We start from the raw sequence: 15,763 nt of genomic DNA on the forward strand, positions 1-15,763 counted from the left end.
GGAGGTTCCATGGCAGTCGCGCTCGATGCCCAGTTGCTGGAGATCCTGGCGTGCCCGTCCGACGACCACGCGCCGCTGCGCCCCGGAACGGCGAGCGACCCGGAGGCCGACGCGCTGACGTGCACCTCCTGTGGTCGCGAGTACCCGGTCCGGGACGGCATCCCGGTGCTGTTGCTCGACGAGGCCACGATTCCGGGTGAGTCCCGTGCCGACGGTGCTTGACGACACCCTCCTGGACGACCCCGCGCGCCTGGCGGAGGCCGACACTGCAGGACTGCTGAGGGCGGCGGCGATGGCTGGCGCCCAGGTGCGCTCCACCGCCGAGGTCGCCGCGGACGCCGAGCTGGCCGACCGGCTCGACCTCGGCCGTCCGCGGGCGCTGGTGCTCATCGTCCGTCCCGGGGTGAGCCGGAGCGTGGCGCGTCTGCTGTACGCGCTGCTGGCGCCGGCCTGCCCGGCGCCGGTCGTGGTCAGCGAGGCGGTGCCGCCGTGGATCGGGGCGCTGGACGTCGTCTTCGCGCACACCGACGACCCGTTCGACCGCGAGCTGGCCGCCGGCGTGGAGCGCGCCGCGCGGTACGGGGCGACGGTCGTGCTGTCCGCGCCGAACGAGGGCCCGGTCGCGGCGTCGCTGGCGGGCAAGGGCGTGCAGCTCGTCCCGCGGGTCCCGGTGCCGCCCGAACTGACCTTCGCCCGCGGCCTGGCCGCCGGGCTGCTCACCGCGAACGCACTCGGCCTGCTGGTCGCCGACGTGCAGTTGCTGGCCGACCAGCTCGACTCCGAGGCCGAGCGCGGCCACCTCGGCCGCGACTCCTTCGCCAACCCCGCCAAGGCGCTCGCCCTGCGGCTCGCCGACCGGATCCCGCTGCTGTGGGGGCTGGACCCGATCGCGGTCGCGGTCGCCCAGCACGCCGGATACGCGCTGGGCTCGTTCGCCGGGGTGGTCGCCGACATCGCCGACTACCGGCAGGCGCTGACCCGTCGCGCTCTGCGCCAGGCCGCGGCGAGCAGCTCCGGCGAGCGGGACATCTTCGCCGACCCCGATTTCGACACCGACCTGCCGAACTACCGGGTGCTGCTGCTCGCGGTGCACAGCGGCCCGGCGGCCGACGCGGCGCGCCACGACGCTTCGCATACGCTTCCCGGGGCCGGAGTGGTCGCCCCAGCGGACGAGATCGTCGGTGACGAGCCCGTGCGCGCCGGGGTGCTCGCGCTACGGTTCGAGCTGGCCGCGGTCTACCTCGGGCTGGCGACCGCCACCACGGGTGGTGGCGGGCACTACGAGCCCGCGTCCGCCTGACGCCGGTTTCGGGCCCGATCCCGCGGGAATCGGGCGAGGGGTTGGAAGAGCCAAGGAGTTGAGAAGACAGTGGAGCTGCTGCGCAATGCGGTGCGGCCCTACGCCTGGGGGTCCCGGACGACCATCCCCGAGCTGCTGGGACGCGAGGTGCCCGCGCCGCACCCGGAGGCGGAGCTGTGGATGGGCGCCCACCCCGGCGACCCGTCGCGCATCGTCGGCCCGGACGGTGACGAGCGCAGCCTGCTGGAACTCGTCGAGGCCGATCCGCTCGGCCAGCTGGGCCGGGAGTGCGCCGAGCACTGGGGCAACCGGCTGCCGTTCCTGCTGAAGATCCTCGCCGTCGAGGAGCCGCTGTCGATGCAGGCGCACCCGTCGGCCGAGCAGTCGGCCGAGGGCTACGCCCGCGAGGAGGCCGCCGGCATCCCGCGGGACGCGCCGAACCGGAACTACCCGGACCCGACCGCGAAGCCCGAACTGGTGTGCGCGCTGACCGAGTTCCACGCGCTCGCGGGCTTCCGCAAGCCGGAGCGCACGGTCGAGCTGCTGCGCGCCATCGAGACCCCCGGTCTGGCGAAGTACACCGAGCTGCTGGCCGCCCAGCCGGATTCCGACGGCCTGCGTGCGCTGTTCACCACGTGGATCACGCTGCCGCAGCCGGTGCTGGACGAGCTGCTGCCCGAGGTGCTCGACGCGTGTGTGCTGCACGTGAAGGACCACGGCGAGTTCGACGTCGAGTGCCGCACGATCCTCGAACTGGGCGAGGCGCACCCGCGGGACGCCGGTGTGCTGGCCGCGCTGCTGCTGAACCGGCTGACGCTGAGCGCGGGCGAGGCGATCTACCTGCCCGCCGGGAACCTGCACCTGTACCTGCACGGCACGGCCGTGGAGATCCTCGCGAACTCGGACAACATCCTGCGCTGCGGGCTCACGCCGAAGCACGTGGACGTGCCCGAGCTGCTCCGCGTCGTCGACTTCACCTGCGCGGACATGCCGATCCTGCGCGGTGAGCCGTCCGCGTGCGGCGAGGTGTACACGACCGACGCGCCGGAGTTCGAGCTGTCCCGGTGCGAGTGGGAGGCCGGGGAGACCGGTTCGCTGCGCGTCGACAACGGCAAGCCGCAGATCCTGCTGTGCACGCAGGGTTCGGTGCGGATCAAGGCGGAGAGCGGCCAGGAGATCGAACTGCGCCGCGGGCAGTCGGTGTGGGTGCCGGCTTCGGACCCGGCGGTCGCCGTGCACCCCGCGGAGAGCGGCCGGACGCAGTTGTTCCGCGCCACATCGGGCTGCCTGTAGCGATGATTCCGGCGGTGCCGGAACGGTCGTATGCGGCATGACCGAAAACCTCTGGCCGCTGGTGCACGCCGAACGGAAGGCACTCGCGGATGACCTCGCCGACCTGACCGACGAGCAGTGGGCGACACCGTCGCTCTGCGCTGGGCTGTCCGTGCGCGAGGTGCTCGCCCACCTCACCGCGTCGGCGAGCCTGACGCCCGTGCGGTGGCTGGCTGGGGTGATCCGCTGCCGCTTCGACTTCGACAAGCAGGTGGCGGTGCGGCTGGCCGAGCACCTCGGCGACGCGCCGGCCGACACGCTCGCGCGGTTCCGCCGGGTCGTCGGCAGCACGACGAAGCCGCCACTGCCGGTGATCGCCCTGCTCGGCGAAGCGGTGGTGCACGGCGAGGACATCCGGCGGCCGCTCGGGCTGCGGCGGGGCCACCCGGAACCGGTGCTGACCCGGCTGGCCGCGTACTACGCGGGCTCGGACCTGGTCGTCGTCGCGAAGAGCCGCATCAGCGGGTTGCGGCTGGTCGCCACCGACGGCCCGTTCGCGACCGGCTCCGGCCCGCTGGTCACCGGACCCACCCTCGCGCTGATCATGGCGATGACCGGCCGCACGGCGTACTGCGACGAACTCGACGGCGACGGGGTGGCTCTGCTCCGCGAGCGCTAGACGAGTGATGCGTAACTCGGTCAGTGGTCGTAGGCGGTGAGGGATCGGGTGGCGGGTTGGCCGGTGGCGCGGTGGTGCCAGATGGCGGCCGTGAGGGCTAGGAGGCGTTGGGCGATGCGGATGCCGACGCCTTCGATGGTGCGTCCCCCGTGCTGTTCTAGGTTCAGTTGGCCTGTGAGGGTGTCGTTGACCGATTCGATGAGCTGGCGGATGGACTTGAGCAGCGGCTCACCGGGATGGGGCTTGCGGTTGCGGTAGGACGGCCGAATCAGCCGGACGCCGCGCTCGGTGAGGTAGTGGTCGAGTTCGCGGGAGACGTAGCCTTTGTCGGCGATGATCAGCAGTCCGGGGTCCTCGGCGAGCAGGTGCAGGCGCAGGCCCCAGAACTAGCGGGAGTGCGAGCGGCAGAAGCCGTACTTGGCCCAGCCGGCCAGGTCCGAGCGCTTCACAGTGGGCAGGGACCGGCCACACTCCACCGGGGTCGAGTCGACGATCCAGGTGGCGTCGGCCCACAGGTCGGTGTCCGCCGCCAACCAGCGCATCACCTGTTTGACCAGTGGCAGCGCGGCACGCGGGCGACGGTTGTAGCCGGACTGGCCGGGCAAGTACCGGAACGCCGGGCATCCGGACGGGCAGGAACCACAACCACCGGGCCTCGGAGGTGAACCCCAGCAACGCCTGAGCCACGGCCAGGGTGACCAACTCGGCGTCGGTCCGCTTCGGTGGCCGGCCCAGCCGACGCCGGCCCGCCAAGCGGTCGTGTTCAGGTCTGTCGTCACGAACGGATCTTGAACACCCTTCGTCCGTCTCCAGACACCACCCAGACTTCCGCATTACTCGTCTAGGCCGGATCGATCACGCGGCTGCGGATGTGCTCGTAGACCACGCTCGTCCGCACGTCGGCCACTTCCTTGCGCTGCGTGAGGCGGTCGATGACGAACGCGTACAGGGCGTCGTTGTCCGGCACCGCCACGTGCACGAGGAAGTCCTCGCCGCCGGAGACCACGAACACGCCCAGCGTCTCGGGCAGCAGGGTCACCCATTCCCGGAAGGCATCGATGACCGGCCGGGAGGGCGGGCGCACCCGGACGGCGATGAGCGCCTGCACCGGGCGGCCGATCTTGGCCAGGTCGAGGTCGACGTTGTAGCCGCGGATCACCCCGCGCTCGCGCAGCGCGCGGACGCGCTCCAGCGACGTGGACGGCGAGACGCCGGTCGCGGCGGCCAGTTCCCGGTTGGTCCGCCGTCCGTCGCGCTGCAGTTCCCGCAGCAACGCCTGATCAAGTTCGTCCAAGCGGGTCAAAACGGGCCTCCCGTCGAATTAAGTTCGGACTTGCTGGCTGACTCGCACATCTTTGCCTAGCTTGTGCGCTCGTGACCACAGATCCTCAGGTTGAAGTTCAGCTCGACGCCACCACCCGCACCGCGAAGGTCAAGTGGGTGATCGTCGCCGACCCGTCGCTCGGGCCGGGTCTCGTCGCGAACGCCACCGCGTGCCTCGGCGCCGCGGTCGGCAGGGTCCTGCCCGACCTGGTCGGCCCGCAGGTCGAGGACGCCTCCGCCCGCCCGCACGCCGGGCTGCCGTGGACCGGCTGCTCGATCCTGGCCGCCGACGCGGCGAAGCTGCTGCAGATCCGCACGAAGGCCGCCAACCGGGAGGGCGTCTTCGTCGCCGACATGTCCAAGCACGCGCAGGCCAGCCGGTCCTACGTGGAGTACACCGAGGCCATGGCGGGTACCGACGAGGAGGCCTTCGAGTACTACGCCGTGAGCCTGGTGGGGCCGCGGAACAAGATCGACAAACTGGTCGGCGGACTCCCACTGCTGCGCTGAGGCGGGAAGCTCTAGGCTCACTGCGACAAAACGGAAAGACTTCAGCAGGGGGTCAGCGTGTCGGCAAGTGGCGGAACGAAGGCGATCGTCGCGGCATTGATCGCCAACGCCGGGATCGCCGCGGCGAAGTTCGTCGGGTTCCTGATCACGGGGTCGTCGTCCATGCTCGCCGAGTCGGTGCACTCGGTCGCCGACACGTCCAACCAGGGTCTTCTCCTGCTCGGCCAGCGCCAGGCGCGGCGGCGGGCCACCCGGGAGCACCCGTTCGGCTTCGGCCGGGAGCGGTACTTCTGGTCGTTCGTGGTCGCGTTGATGCTGTTCACGCTCGGCTCGGTGTTCGCGCTCTACGAGGGCATCCACAAGATCGAGCACCCGGAGCCGCTGACCAGCCCGCTGGTCGCGGTCGGCATCCTGGTCGTCGCGATCGGCCTGGAGACCTACTCGTTCATGACCGCGATCAAGGAGTCGCGCAAGATCAAGGGCGACGCGACCTGGTGGCAGTTCATCCGCCAGTCGCGCACGCCGGAGCTGCCGGTCGTGCTGCTGGAGGACACCGGCGCGCTGCTCGGCCTGATCTTCGCGTTGATCGGCGTCGGGCTGTCCGAGGTGACCGGCGAGCCGGTGTGGGACGGCATCGGCACCGTGATGATCGGTGTCCTGCTCGGCATCATCGCGATCATCCTCATCGTCGAGATGAAGAGCCTGCTGATCGGCGAGGGCGCCACCGACCGCGAACTGGACAGCATCTGCGAGGCCCTGACCGGCGGCCGCGTCGACCGCGTCATCCACATCCGCACCCAGTACCTCGGCCCGGACGAGCTGCTGGTCGCCGCGAAGCTCGCGCTCGCCCCGCGCCTGGAGCTGTCCGAGGTGGCGGGCGAGATCGACGCGGCCGAGGCCAGGGTGCGCGAGCGGGTGCCGTCCGCGCGGCTGATCTACCTGGAGCCGGACCTGGACCGCCAGCTCGTCTGACCTCCGATTCGCTCGCCTCACCCGTTCGCGTTAGGGTGACCAACCGGACCTGAGACCCAGGACACCGGGAGGAGACACCCTTGCCAGGTAACGGGCTGTGGCGCACGAAGTCGATCGAGCAGTCCATTAAGGACACCGACGAGCCGGACACCAGGTTGCGGCGCAACCTGTCCGCGTGGGACCTGACGGTGTTCGGGGTCGCGGTCGTGATCGGCGCCGGTATCTTCACGCTGACCGCGCGCACGGCGGGCGACTACGCCGGACCGTCGGTGTCGCTGGCGTTCGTGTTCGCCGCGATCGCGTGCGGTCTCGCCGCGCTGTGCTATGCCGAGTTCGCCTCGACGGTGCCGGTCGCCGGGAGCGCGTACACGTTCTCGTACGCGACGTTCGGCGAGTTCATGGCCTGGATCATCGGCTGGGACCTGGTGCTCGAGCTCGCCGTCGGTGCCGCCGCGGTGTCCAAGGGCTGGTCGGTGTACCTGGAGACGGTGCTCGGCTACATCTTCGGCGACGGCGCGAAGACGACGTTCGACATCGGCGGCGTCACCGTCGACTGGGGTGCGCTGATCCTGGTGCTCGCGCTGGCCCTGGTGCTGACGATCGGCACCAAGCTGTCCTCCCGGGTGTCCATGGTGATCACCGCGATCAAGGTCGGCATCGTGCTGTTCGTGATCGTGCTCGGCCTGTTCTACGTCAAGGGCGCCAACTACTCGCCCTACATCCCGCCGGGCGCCCCTGCGGCCAGCGGTGAGTCGGGCGTCGACCAGTCGCTGTTCTCGGTCATCGCGGGCGGCGCGAGCAGCTCGTTCGGCCTGTTCGGTCTGCTGGCAGGCGCCTCGCTGGTGTTCTTCGCGTTCATCGGGTTCGACATCGTGGCCACCACCGCGGAGGAGACGAAGAACCCGCAGCGCTCGGTGCCGCGCGGCATCTTCGGCTCGCTGGCGATCGTCACCGTGCTGTACGTGGCCGTGTCGCTGGTGGTCGTCGGCATGGTGCCCTACACCGACCTGGCCACCGACGCGGGCGACGGCAGCCACAAGACGCTGGCGACCGCGTTCGCCGCGAACGGCGTCAACTGGGCGGCGAACGTCATCTCGATCGGCGCGCTGGCCGGCCTGACCACCGTGGTGATGGTGCTGATGCTAGGCCAGGTCCGGGTGCTGTACGCGATGTCGCGCGACGGCCTGCTGCCGCGCTCGCTGGCCCGCACGAGCGAGCGGGGCACCCCGGCGCGCGCGACCATGCTGGTCGGCCTGCTGGTCGCGGTGGCGGCCACGTTCTTCCCGGCGGACAAGCTGGAGGAGATGGTCAACGTCGGCACGCTGTTCGCGTTCGTGCTGGTGTCGGCCGGCGTGCTGGTGCTGCGCCGCACGCGTCCGGACCTGCCGCGCGCGTTCCGGGTGCCGTGGGTGCCGGTGGTGCCGATCCTCGCGATCCTGGCGTGCCTGTGGCTGATGCTGAACCTGACGGTGCTGACCTGGCTGCGGTTCCTGGCCTGGATGGCGCTGGGCGTGGTCATCTACTTCGCCTACAGCCGCCGCCACTCCCTGCTCGGCAAGCGCGGCGCGACCGAGTCACCGATGCCGGTGGAAGGCGCCGATCCGACGAAACCCTGAGACAGCAAACGAAAAGGCCCCTCGCCGAGGGGGCCTTTTCGTTCGCTCAGCGAGCCATGTTCAGGTGGAACCGGGGGAGGTCTGGGAACAGAGGGACCTGCTCGGCCTCTCCGCGAGCCGGTTTGCCCGGTGTCTCCAGGCCGGCGGCGATGGCCACCGCCTGGTCCCACTCCGGGTCCACCAGGTAGTCCGCGTGGCCGAGCACGCCGGCCGCCCAGCGGCGTGCGCCGGAGGGCGGGTGGACGGGGTCGGGCAGCCAGTGGTCCCCGCCGAGGACGAGCGCGCCGGTCGCGCCCGCGGCGGCCGGCGGCAGGGCACCCCAGCCACCGTCCGGCAGGTAGCCCTCGCCGGTGAGCTTGTCGCCGTCGACCTGGTGCCGCCAGGTGGTCACGCCGCCGCCGAAGATGTCGGTCCCGCGCGCCAGTCCGCGCCACCGCCCGTCCAGCGATCCGTACAGCGTGGCGAGCGCGGCGTGCGGCAGCACCGCAGGGAACGCCCGCTGGTACCCCCACTGCAGCGGTGACCCGGCGCTGAGCAGGCCGACCCGTTCCCGGTCCGCCGGGGACACGCTGTGCACGAGCCGCGCGGCCGCGATCACCGCCAGCACGCTGCCCAGCTTCTCCCCGCCCAGCACCACGCGTGTGTTCGGCTCGGCCAGGTGCTCCTTCGCGCGGGCGGCGAGGTCCGGCACCACCTTCAGCGCGTAGCACGGCGGGATCGCCGGGTGCGCCGCCCGCGGCCAGAAGCACACGAGGTCCGCCAGCGCGCCCAGGTGCCGGTTGCGCCCCGGCTTCGTGGCCGCGGTGTAGACCACCCGCAGCAGCCCGACGGCCAGCACGCCCAAGCCGAACACCCCGGCCGCGGACAGCGGGTCGAGCCAGCCGGGGAACGTGCCGAAGCCGTACCAGGCGACCAGCAACGCGGCCGCGCCGAGCGACAGCCCTGCGATCACGCCGAGCGCGAGGTGGTGCAGGTGCCGCCGTTCCCAGGCCGACCGGGCCCACGCGGCAGCCGCGGACTGCTCGTCCGCCGGCGACTGCAGCATCCGCACGATTCCGGGAATCCCGCGCGACCGCCGCCGCAGCGGCACGGCCACCGCGAAGCCGAGCACGCCCAGCACGATCGCCAGCACCAGACCGCCGCCCCACAGGGCGGTCACCAGCCGGTAGCTGTCCGGCAGCCGCAGGTCGCCCGCGCCGGCCAGCCGCCGCAGCCCCGTCGCCAGCCCCGCGCCGAACCCGCCGCCGAGCAGCGCCGCGAGCGCCAGCGCCGGCGCGGCCGCCCAGCCGCCTGCCCAGGGCCGCAGCCGCTTCGGCAGCTCGCGCCAGGTCCGCCGGGCCAGCAGCGCCGCCGGGACCAGCAGCAACGCGAACACCAGCCACGCGCCGAGCAGCGCCGCGCCGACGCCTTCCACGGTCGCGTCTGATCCGGTGGGCACGGCGCCGCGCACCCCGACCGCGACGAGCAGCGCCACCGCCACCCACAGCAGCCCGCCGCGCGCCCACCGCGGCAGGTCCCGCACACCGGAGGCCGACGTGACGAGTGCGACCCCGGTGAGGACCAGCGACGCGGCCCACAGCAGCCGCCCGAAAACGTCGCCGGGCACGTGCAGCGGTCCGCCGACGGCGAGCAGCGCGACGGTGCTCAGCGCCGCGAGGGTGTGCACGGAGCGCAGCACGGGCGAATCGGTGTCGCCGCGCAGCACGTCACCGGGCAGCGTGTCGCCGGGCGGCGGCGGGGTGTGCGCCCGGACGGTCCAGTTCGTGCCGGACACCCGGTACAGCACGAGCACCACCAGCGCGGCCGGCAGCAGCCCCGCCGTCAGGCGGACCTGCTCGACGTCGCGCAGCCAGTCCGGCAGCCAGGTCAGGCAGCGGCGGCCGGGCGCAAGGCACTGCGCGGCGAACAGGTCCAGCGTGATGACCGCGACCTGCGCGACGAGCAGCATCGTCAGCAGCAGCGCGGCGATCCGCAGCACGCCCCGGCACAGCCCGCCGAGCACGGCCGCCGCGCGGCTGCCGTCCGGCACCGGCGGCAGCATCCAGTGCGCCACGTTGGCCAGCGAGAAGGGGAACAGCAGCGCCCACGCCGCTTTCGTGGCGCCCCCGGAGGTCATGCCGCTCCACAGGTAACCCTCGAGCGTGCGGGGGACCGAGCGGCCGAGCGCCTGCAGCACCGGGCCGGGCGCGGGGCGTCGCAGCCGGTCCGACGGGCGGATCACCCGGCCCATACCGTCCCCGGCGACTTCCACCGTGCCGGCCGCGTCCAGCAGCTCTTCGCCGCTGGTGCCGGACAGGCCCGGCACGCGTAGTTCGACCACTCGGGTGTCGGGACCAGGAAGCGGCACGTCGGCTGTCTCCTTTTCCGGGTGTTCCGCGATGAACGGACAACGGTACTGTTCAGGTGGAGTCGATCGTTGGAGGAAATGCCGCTATGACCCCCGAAAGCGTTGCGAAGTGGCACGACACCCGCAACGGGGTGGAATTCGCCGTCGCGGATCTGGAGCTGGCCGAGTTCGGCCGCAAGGAGATCCGGCTGGCCGAGCACGAGATGCCGGGGCTGATGGCGCTGCGCCGTGAGTACGCGGAGGTGAACCCCCTGCGCGGTGCGCGGGTGTCGGGTTCGCTGCACATGACGGTGCAGACGGCGGTGCTGATCGAGACGCTGGTCTCGCTCGGCGCCGAAGTGCGCTGGGCGTCCTGCAACATCTTCTCCACGCAGGACCACGCGGCGGCCGCGGTCGTGGTGGGCCCGCACGGCACTCCGGAGGCGCCGCAGGGTGTGCCGGTGTTCGCCTGGAAGGGCGAGTCGCTGGAGGAGTACTGGTGGTGCACCGAGCGGATGCTGACCTGGGACGGCGAGGGTCCGAACATGATCCTCGACGACGGTGGCGACGCGACGCTGCTCGTGCACAAGGGCACCCAGTACGAGGCGGCCGGGGTGGTGCCGCAGCCCGACGACAACGACTCCGACGAGTGGAAGGTCGTGCTGGAGCTGCTGCGGGCCTCGCTCGCCGCGGACGGCCAGAAGTGGACCCGGATCGGCCAGGGCGTGCGCGGGGTGACCGAGGAGACCACCACCGGTGTGCTGCGGCTGTACCAGCTGGCGGCGGCGGGTGAGCTGCTGTTCCCGGCGATCAACGTCAACGACTCGGTGACCAAGTCGAAGTTCGACAACCGCTACGGCATCCGGCACTCGCTGATCGACGGCATCAACCGCGGCACGGACGTGCTGATCGGCGGCAAGGTCGCGGTGGTCTGCGGTTACGGCGACGTCGGCAAGGGCGCGGCGGAGTCGCTGTCCGGCCAGGGCGCGCGGGTGATCGTCACCGAGATCGACCCGATCTGCGCGCTGCAGGCGGCGATGGACGGCTACCAGGTCAAGACGCTGGAGTCGGCGCTGCCCGAGGCCGACATCGTGATCACCACGACCGGCAACAAGGACGTGGTGATGGCCGAGCACATGGCCCGGATGAAGCACCAGACGATCGTGGGCAACATCGGCCACTTCGACAACGAGATCGACATGGCCGGGCTCGCCCGCTACCCCGGTATCCGCCGCATCAACATCAAGCCGCAGGTCGACGAGTGGGTCTTCCCGGACGGCCACAGCGTGCTGGTGCTGTCCGAGGGCCGGCTGCTGAACCTGGGCAACGCGACCGGGCACCCCAGCTTCGTGATGTCGAACTCCTTCTCCAACCAGGTCATCGCGCAGATCGAGCTGTTCACCAAGCACGAGGAGTACGACAAGGAGGTGTACCGCCTGCCGAAGAAGCTGGACGAGAAGGTGGCGCGCATCCACCTCCAGGCCCTCGGTGGCGAGCTGACCAAGCTGACGAAGGAGCAGGCCGAGTACATCGACGTCGACGTCGAGGGCCCGTTCAAGTCGGAGCACTACCGCTACTGACCGCACCCTGCCGCTCTGGGGTGCTATCATGGGTCGCCACCTATGATAGCATCTCAGTATGCGGCAGATGATCACGCGTCTTGACGACGACTTGCACGCCAGGGTGAAGGCGAAAGCCGAGGCCGAGGGGCGCAGCGTCAACGAGTTCGTGACCGAAATCCTGAAGGCCGCGGTCGACCGGCCGGAGTCCCGCCGGGAACGCAAGCAGCGCCTGCTCGCCGACGGCAAGCTCGTCGCGTTCGCGCCCGACGGCCCGGTGCCCACCCGCGCGCAACTGGACGAGGCTCTCAGGGGTAGCGGGACCTCCGTCAGCGAGGCTCTCGACTGGACGCGGGGCGAGTGGTGACGGTCCTCTACGCCGACACGAGCGCGGTGGTCCGGGCGTTCCTCCCCGACGAGCCGGAGCACGAGCAGATGATCGAGTTGCTCCTCGACAACGAAGACCTGGTGCTCACGAGCGAGCTGACCAGGGTCGAGTTCGCCAGTGCGATGGCGACCGCGTGGAACAACGGCCGGATCCGCGACGCCAAGCTCGCGCTCGCGCGCTTCGACGCCGAAGCCGGTGGTGACGGCGCGTTGAGCCTCGTGCCGCTCGTGCCCCAGGTGATCATGCCGGCGGCGTACCGGCTGGTGTCCGACCACCACTCGCTCCGCACGCTCGACGCGATCCACCTGGCCGTCGCGCTGCACGACACGGCTGGCCTGACCGATGGGGAACAGGTCGTGATGGTCACCCGCGACCAGCGGCAGGCCGACGCCGCCAAGGCGCACGGCCTCGAAGTGCGCTGACCGCCGCCGGATAGCCTGGGCCCGTGGGCAAGCTGGTGGTCATCGAGGGGCTCGACGGTGCGGGCAAGCGCACCCTGACCGACGGTCTCACCAAGGCGCTGCACGACCAGGGCCGCACGGTCACCACGCTCGCCTTCCCCCGCTACGGCCGCAGCGTGCACGCCGACCTCATCCACGAGGGCCTGCACCGCCGCCACGGCGACCTCACCGACTCCGTCTACGGCATGGGCCTGCTCTACGCCCTCGACCGCCGTGAGGCCGCTCCCGAGATCCGCGCCGGCCTCGACACCCACGACGTCGTGCTGCTCGACCGGTACGTCGCCTCCAACGCCGCCTACGGCGCGGCCCGCCTGCGGCAGCACGCCGACGGCGAGTTCGTCCGCTGGGTCCGCGAGATCGAGATCGACCGCTTCGGCCTGCCGCTGCCGGACGCGCAGATCCTGCTGCGCGTCCCGCCCGCCGTCGCCGCCGAGCGGGCCGAGCAGCGGGCCTCGACCGATGCCGGCCGGGCCAAGGACGCGTTCGAGTCCGACGACGACCTCCAGTCCCGCTGCGCGGCCGTCTACGACGAGCTCGCCGCCGCGTCCTGGTTGTCCGGATGGCACGTCGTCGACGGCGCGGCGGGGGTCGACCACGCCGCCCTCGTCACCCGGCTGGTCCATCCGGGCTAACCGGTGTGCTCAGTTCTTGACGTGTTCGCAGGGTCGGACGTCACGAACGGTCTCCGTAGTGCGAATATGTGGTCATGAAGGCACGTGTGTTGGTCGTCGACGACGACCCCGCTCTCGCGGAGATGCTCACCATCGTGCTGCGCGGCGAGGGGTTCGACACCGCGGTGGTGGCGGACGGCTCCCGGGCGCTGCCCGCCCTGCGGGAGCTGAAGCCCGATCTCGTGCTGCTCGACCTGATGCTCCCCGGCATGAACGGCATCGACGTCTGCAAGGCGATCCGGGCCGAGTCGGGCGTGCCGATCGTCATGCTCACCGCGAAGAGCGACACGGTCGACATCGTGCTGGGCCTGGAGTCCGGCGCCGACGACTACGTGGTCAAGCCGTTCAAGCCGAAGGAGCTGGTCGCGCGTGTGCGCGCCCGCCTGCGGCGCACCGAGGCCGAGCCGGCCGAGACGCTCACGATCGGTGACCTGACCATCGACGTGCCCGGTCACGAGGTGACCCGGGAGGGCAAGGCCATCCCGCTCACCCCGCTGGAGTTCGACCTGCTGGTCGCGCTGGCCCGCAAGCCCCGCCAGGTGTTCACCCGCGAGGTCCTGCTCGAGCAGGTCTGGGGCTACCGGCACGCGGCCGACACCCGCCTGGTCAACGTGCACGTGCAGCGGCTGCGCTCGAAGGTCGAGAAGGACCCCGAGCACCCCGAGGTCGTCCTGACCGTGCGCGGCGTCGGCTACAAGGCGGGCCCGCCGTAACAGACACATGAAGCGAAGAGTCCTGGCCTTCGTCCGCGCGGTGCTGCGACTGGCCCCCCGCGCGGGCGCCTACGCCCGTGGCCGCGCGGTCGCGTTCGGCGTGCTGTGGCGGCGGTCGCTGCAGTTCAAGGTGACCGTGTCAACGCTCGCCCTGTCGTCGGCGGTCGGTCTCGTGCTGGGCATGGTGCTGCAGAACCAGATCACGCAGCGCCTTACCGACACCAAGCGGCAGGCCGCCGTCGCGCAGACCCTGCAGGTCGTGCGCACGGCGGAGAACGAGCTGGTCGGCATCAGCGACCAGGACGCGCTGGCCGACCGGCTGCAGAACGCGCTGAAGAAGATCACCAGCAGCTCGTCGGAGGACCAGGGCACGGCGGCGTCGGCGGCGGGCGCGTTCGAGCCGGTGCTGACCGCGGGCGGGGAGGACTCGACCGACTCGGCCGGCCCGATCACGAAGGTGCCGGACGGCCTGCAGCGGTTCGTCGAGAACAACCAGGTCGCCTGGCAGATCAACACCGACACCGACGCGGACGGCACCCGAACCACGCACCTGATCGTCGGCGCGCCGGTCACCAGCACCGGCCGCCCGATCCAGCTGTACCTGCTGTTCCCGATGACCGCGGAGCAGAACACCGTCCAGACCGTGCAGAACACACTGCTGGTCGGTGGTCTCGTGCTGCTCGTGCTGCTGGCCGGCATTGCGAACCTGGTCACCCGGCAGGTCGTGCGCCCGGTCCGGCAGGCCGCGGCGGCCGCCGCCCGGTTCGCGGGCGGTGAGCTGGACGAACGCCTGCCGGTGACGGGCGAGGACGACCTGTCGAAGCTCGCCGTGTCCTACAACGAGATGGCCGCGAGCATTCAGCACCAGATCCGGCAGCTGGAGGAGTTCGGCACGCTGCAGCGCCGGTTCACCTCGGACGTTTCACACGAGCTGCGCACCCCGTTGACGACGGTGCGGATGGCGGCGGACGTGCTGCACGCCTCGCGCGAGCAGTTCCCCGCCGGGCTGGCCCGCTCCACCGAGTTGCTGGTCGACGAGCTGGACCGGTTTGAGGCCCTGCTCGGCGACCTGCTGGAGATCAGCAGGCTGGACGCCGGTGTCGAGGAGCTGGCCGCGGAGTTCATCGACGTGTCTTCGATCGCGCGGCGCGCGGTGGAGCAGGTGCGGGTGATCGCGGGCAACGCGGAGACCGAGATCGAGCTGGAGCTGCCCGAGGAGGAGACGCTCGCCGAGATCGACGCACGCCGCGTCGAGCGGATCCTGCGCAACCTGCTGGCCAACGCGGTCGACCACAGCGAGGGCAACCCGGTGCGGCTCACGCTGGCGGCGAACGAGCACGCGGTCGCGATCACGGTGCGGGACCACGGCGTCGGCCTGCGGCCCGGGGAGGCCGACCTGGTGTTCAACCGGTTCTGGCGCGCGGACCCGTCCCGCAACCGCCGCACCGGCGGCACCGGCCTGGGGCTGGCGATCAGCCACGAGGACGCCCGCCTGCACGGCGGCCAGCTGGAGGCGTGGGGCGCGCCTGGGCAGGGCGCGTGCTTCCGGCTGACGCTGCCACGCAAGCAGGACGAGCCTTTCGAGGAGAGCCCGCTACCCCTGGTCCCGGACGACGCCCCGGCGACCAACGGGCACCTGCAGATCGGCCTGCCGACCGAGTACACGATCACGATCGGCGAGATGCGCAAGGAGGACGCATGAGTGAGCCGCACGCGACGCCGCTCAAGCGCCCCAGCCCGCGATGCCGGGTGGTGCACGGCGTTGGCCCCGTGAGTGCTGCTGGTCCGCTGCGTTCCGGCCGGCCGCGGGGCGGTGGCTCCGTGAGTGCTGCGGTTCGGCTGTGTGCCGGCCAGGGGCGTGGCGGTGGCTCCGTGAGCGCTGCGGTTCGGCTGTGTGCCGGCCAGGGGCGTGGCGGTGGCTCCGTGAGCGCTGCGGTTCGGCTGCGTGCCGGCCAGGGGCGTGGCGGTGGCTC

General features: G+C 71.5%; 17 protein-coding genes. 13 read left to right on the forward strand and 4 right to left on the reverse strand.

The features are described 5' to 3' along the window. Positions 1 to 9 precede the first annotated feature (9 nt). The 4 genes from ABZ215_RS32275 (at position 10) to ABZ215_RS32290 (ending at position 3,251) form a co-directional block, all read left to right on the forward strand. Entirely contained in the window at positions 10 to 222 is a 213-nt protein-coding gene (locus ABZ215_RS32275; RefSeq protein WP_020422281.1) for a Trm112 family protein, read from the forward strand. Continuing rightward, entirely contained in the window at positions 206 to 1,300 is a 1,095-nt protein-coding gene (locus ABZ215_RS32280; protein ID WP_020422280.1) for a hypothetical protein, read from the forward strand. The genes ABZ215_RS32275 and ABZ215_RS32280 overlap by 17 nt, the downstream gene beginning before the upstream one ends. 69 nt (positions 1,301 to 1,369) lie before the next feature. After that, a complete protein-coding gene (gene manA / locus ABZ215_RS32285; protein WP_020422279.1) occupies positions 1,370 to 2,593 on the forward strand; it encodes a mannose-6-phosphate isomerase, class I in 1,224 nt (407 codons plus the stop codon). 37 nt (positions 2,594 to 2,630) lie between these two features. Continuing rightward, entirely contained in the window at positions 2,631 to 3,251 is a 621-nt protein-coding gene (locus ABZ215_RS32290) for a maleylpyruvate isomerase family mycothiol-dependent enzyme (RefSeq protein WP_354953973.1), read from the forward strand. Positions 3,252 to 3,271: 20 nt separating this feature from the next. Here the strand turns inward: ABZ215_RS32290 and ABZ215_RS32295 are convergent, their stop codons facing one another. The 3 genes from ABZ215_RS32295 to ABZ215_RS32305 form a co-directional block, all read right to left on the reverse strand. Next, positions 3,272 to 3,628 carry a transposase gene (locus tag ABZ215_RS32295; protein WP_354953985.1) on the reverse strand — a complete coding sequence of 119 codons (357 nt, stop codon included), beginning with the start codon at positions 3,626 to 3,628 and terminating at the stop codon, positions 3,272 to 3,274. 9 nt (positions 3,629 to 3,637) lie between these two features. Further along, the gene (locus ABZ215_RS32300; protein ID WP_354953975.1) at positions 3,638 to 3,796 is read right to left on the reverse strand and encodes a hypothetical protein; all 159 of its coding nucleotides are present in this window, start codon (positions 3,794 to 3,796) and stop codon (positions 3,638 to 3,640) included. A 296-nt stretch (positions 3,797 to 4,092) separates the two neighbouring features. Then, positions 4,093 to 4,545, reverse strand: a complete 453-nt coding sequence (locus ABZ215_RS32305) for an Lrp/AsnC family transcriptional regulator (RefSeq protein WP_027936492.1) — start codon at positions 4,543 to 4,545, stop codon at positions 4,093 to 4,095. An 80-nt stretch (positions 4,546 to 4,625) separates the two neighbouring features. Between ABZ215_RS32305 and ABZ215_RS32310 the strand changes: the two genes are divergently transcribed. The 3 genes from ABZ215_RS32310 to ABZ215_RS32320 all read left to right on the forward strand — a co-directional run bounded on the left by ABZ215_RS32310 (position 4,626) and on the right by ABZ215_RS32320 (position 7,672). Next, complete coding sequence (locus tag ABZ215_RS32310) at positions 4,626 to 5,084, forward strand: DUF2000 domain-containing protein (RefSeq protein ID WP_354953977.1); 459 nt, start codon at positions 4,626 to 4,628, stop codon at positions 5,082 to 5,084. Between the two features lie 57 nt (positions 5,085 to 5,141). Continuing rightward, positions 5,142 to 6,056, forward strand: a complete 915-nt coding sequence (locus ABZ215_RS32315; protein WP_027936491.1) for a cation diffusion facilitator family transporter — start codon at positions 5,142 to 5,144, stop codon at positions 6,054 to 6,056. 80 nt (positions 6,057 to 6,136) lie between these two features. Further along, positions 6,137 to 7,672: an amino acid permease gene (locus tag ABZ215_RS32320; RefSeq protein WP_020422273.1), complete on the forward strand. Its 1,536-nt coding sequence runs from the start codon at positions 6,137 to 6,139 to the stop codon at positions 7,670 to 7,672. A gap of 46 nt (positions 7,673 to 7,718) precedes the next feature. Here the strand turns inward: ABZ215_RS32320 and ABZ215_RS32325 are convergent, their stop codons facing one another. Beyond that, the gene (locus ABZ215_RS32325; RefSeq protein ID WP_354709016.1) at positions 7,719 to 10,019 is read right to left on the reverse strand and encodes a hypothetical protein; all 2,301 of its coding nucleotides are present in this window, start codon (positions 10,017 to 10,019) and stop codon (positions 7,719 to 7,721) included. An 86-nt stretch (positions 10,020 to 10,105) separates the two neighbouring features. Between ABZ215_RS32325 and ahcY the strand changes: the two genes are divergently transcribed. From ahcY to mtrB, 6 genes are all read left to right on the forward strand, one after another. Then, positions 10,106 to 11,578, forward strand: a complete 1,473-nt coding sequence (ahcY, locus tag ABZ215_RS32330) for an adenosylhomocysteinase (protein WP_017984727.1) — start codon at positions 10,106 to 10,108, stop codon at positions 11,576 to 11,578. 67 nt (positions 11,579 to 11,645) lie between these two features. Beyond that, a complete protein-coding gene (locus ABZ215_RS32335) occupies positions 11,646 to 11,924 on the forward strand; it encodes a toxin-antitoxin system HicB family antitoxin (protein WP_228685083.1) in 279 nt (92 codons plus the stop codon). Next, the gene (locus tag ABZ215_RS32340; protein WP_354953979.1) at positions 11,921 to 12,367 is read left to right on the forward strand and encodes a type II toxin-antitoxin system VapC family toxin; all 447 of its coding nucleotides are present in this window, start codon (positions 11,921 to 11,923) and stop codon (positions 12,365 to 12,367) included. Before ABZ215_RS32335 ends, ABZ215_RS32340 begins: the two co-directional genes overlap by 4 nt. 23 nt (positions 12,368 to 12,390) lie before the next feature. After that, positions 12,391 to 13,038 (forward strand): dTMP kinase, encoded by a 648-nt coding sequence (locus ABZ215_RS32345; protein ID WP_020423370.1) that lies wholly within the window; start codon positions 12,391 to 12,393, stop codon positions 13,036 to 13,038. A gap of 74 nt (positions 13,039 to 13,112) precedes the next feature. After that, on the forward strand, positions 13,113 to 13,790 hold the full coding sequence (gene mtrA / locus ABZ215_RS32350; protein ID WP_017984723.1) for an MtrAB system response regulator MtrA: 678 nt from the start codon (positions 13,113 to 13,115) through the stop codon (positions 13,788 to 13,790). 7 nt (positions 13,791 to 13,797) lie between these two features. After that, the gene (mtrB, locus tag ABZ215_RS32355; protein WP_235716327.1) at positions 13,798 to 15,492 is read left to right on the forward strand and encodes an MtrAB system histidine kinase MtrB; all 1,695 of its coding nucleotides are present in this window, start codon (positions 13,798 to 13,800) and stop codon (positions 15,490 to 15,492) included. Positions 15,493 to 15,763: the final 271 nt, after the last annotated feature.

Source organism: Amycolatopsis sp. NPDC006131, assembly GCF_040614175.1.
Classification (GTDB): Bacteria; Actinomycetota; Actinomycetes; order Mycobacteriales; family Pseudonocardiaceae; genus Amycolatopsis_E; species Amycolatopsis_E tucumanensis.

What these genes read in the sequence shown, in the direction of transcription:
- ABZ215_RS32275 (WP_020422281.1), top strand. Translation starts at nt 10, where the DNA reads ATGGCAGTCGCGCTCGATGCCCAGTTGCTGGAGATCCTGGCGTGCCCG.
- ABZ215_RS32290 (WP_354953973.1), top strand. Translation starts at nt 2,631, where the DNA reads ATGACCGAAAACCTCTGGCCGCTGGTGCACGCCGAACGGAAGGCACTC.
- ahcY (WP_017984727.1), top strand. Translation starts at nt 10,106, where the DNA reads ATGACCCCCGAAAGCGTTGCGAAGTGGCACGACACCCGCAACGGGGTG.
- ABZ215_RS32335 (WP_228685083.1), top strand. Translation starts at nt 11,646, where the DNA reads ATGATCACGCGTCTTGACGACGACTTGCACGCCAGGGTGAAGGCGAAA.
- mtrA (WP_017984723.1), top strand. Translation starts at nt 13,113, where the DNA reads ATGAAGGCACGTGTGTTGGTCGTCGACGACGACCCCGCTCTCGCGGAG.
- mtrB (WP_235716327.1), top strand. Translation starts at nt 13,798, where the DNA reads ATGAAGCGAAGAGTCCTGGCCTTCGTCCGCGCGGTGCTGCGACTGGCC.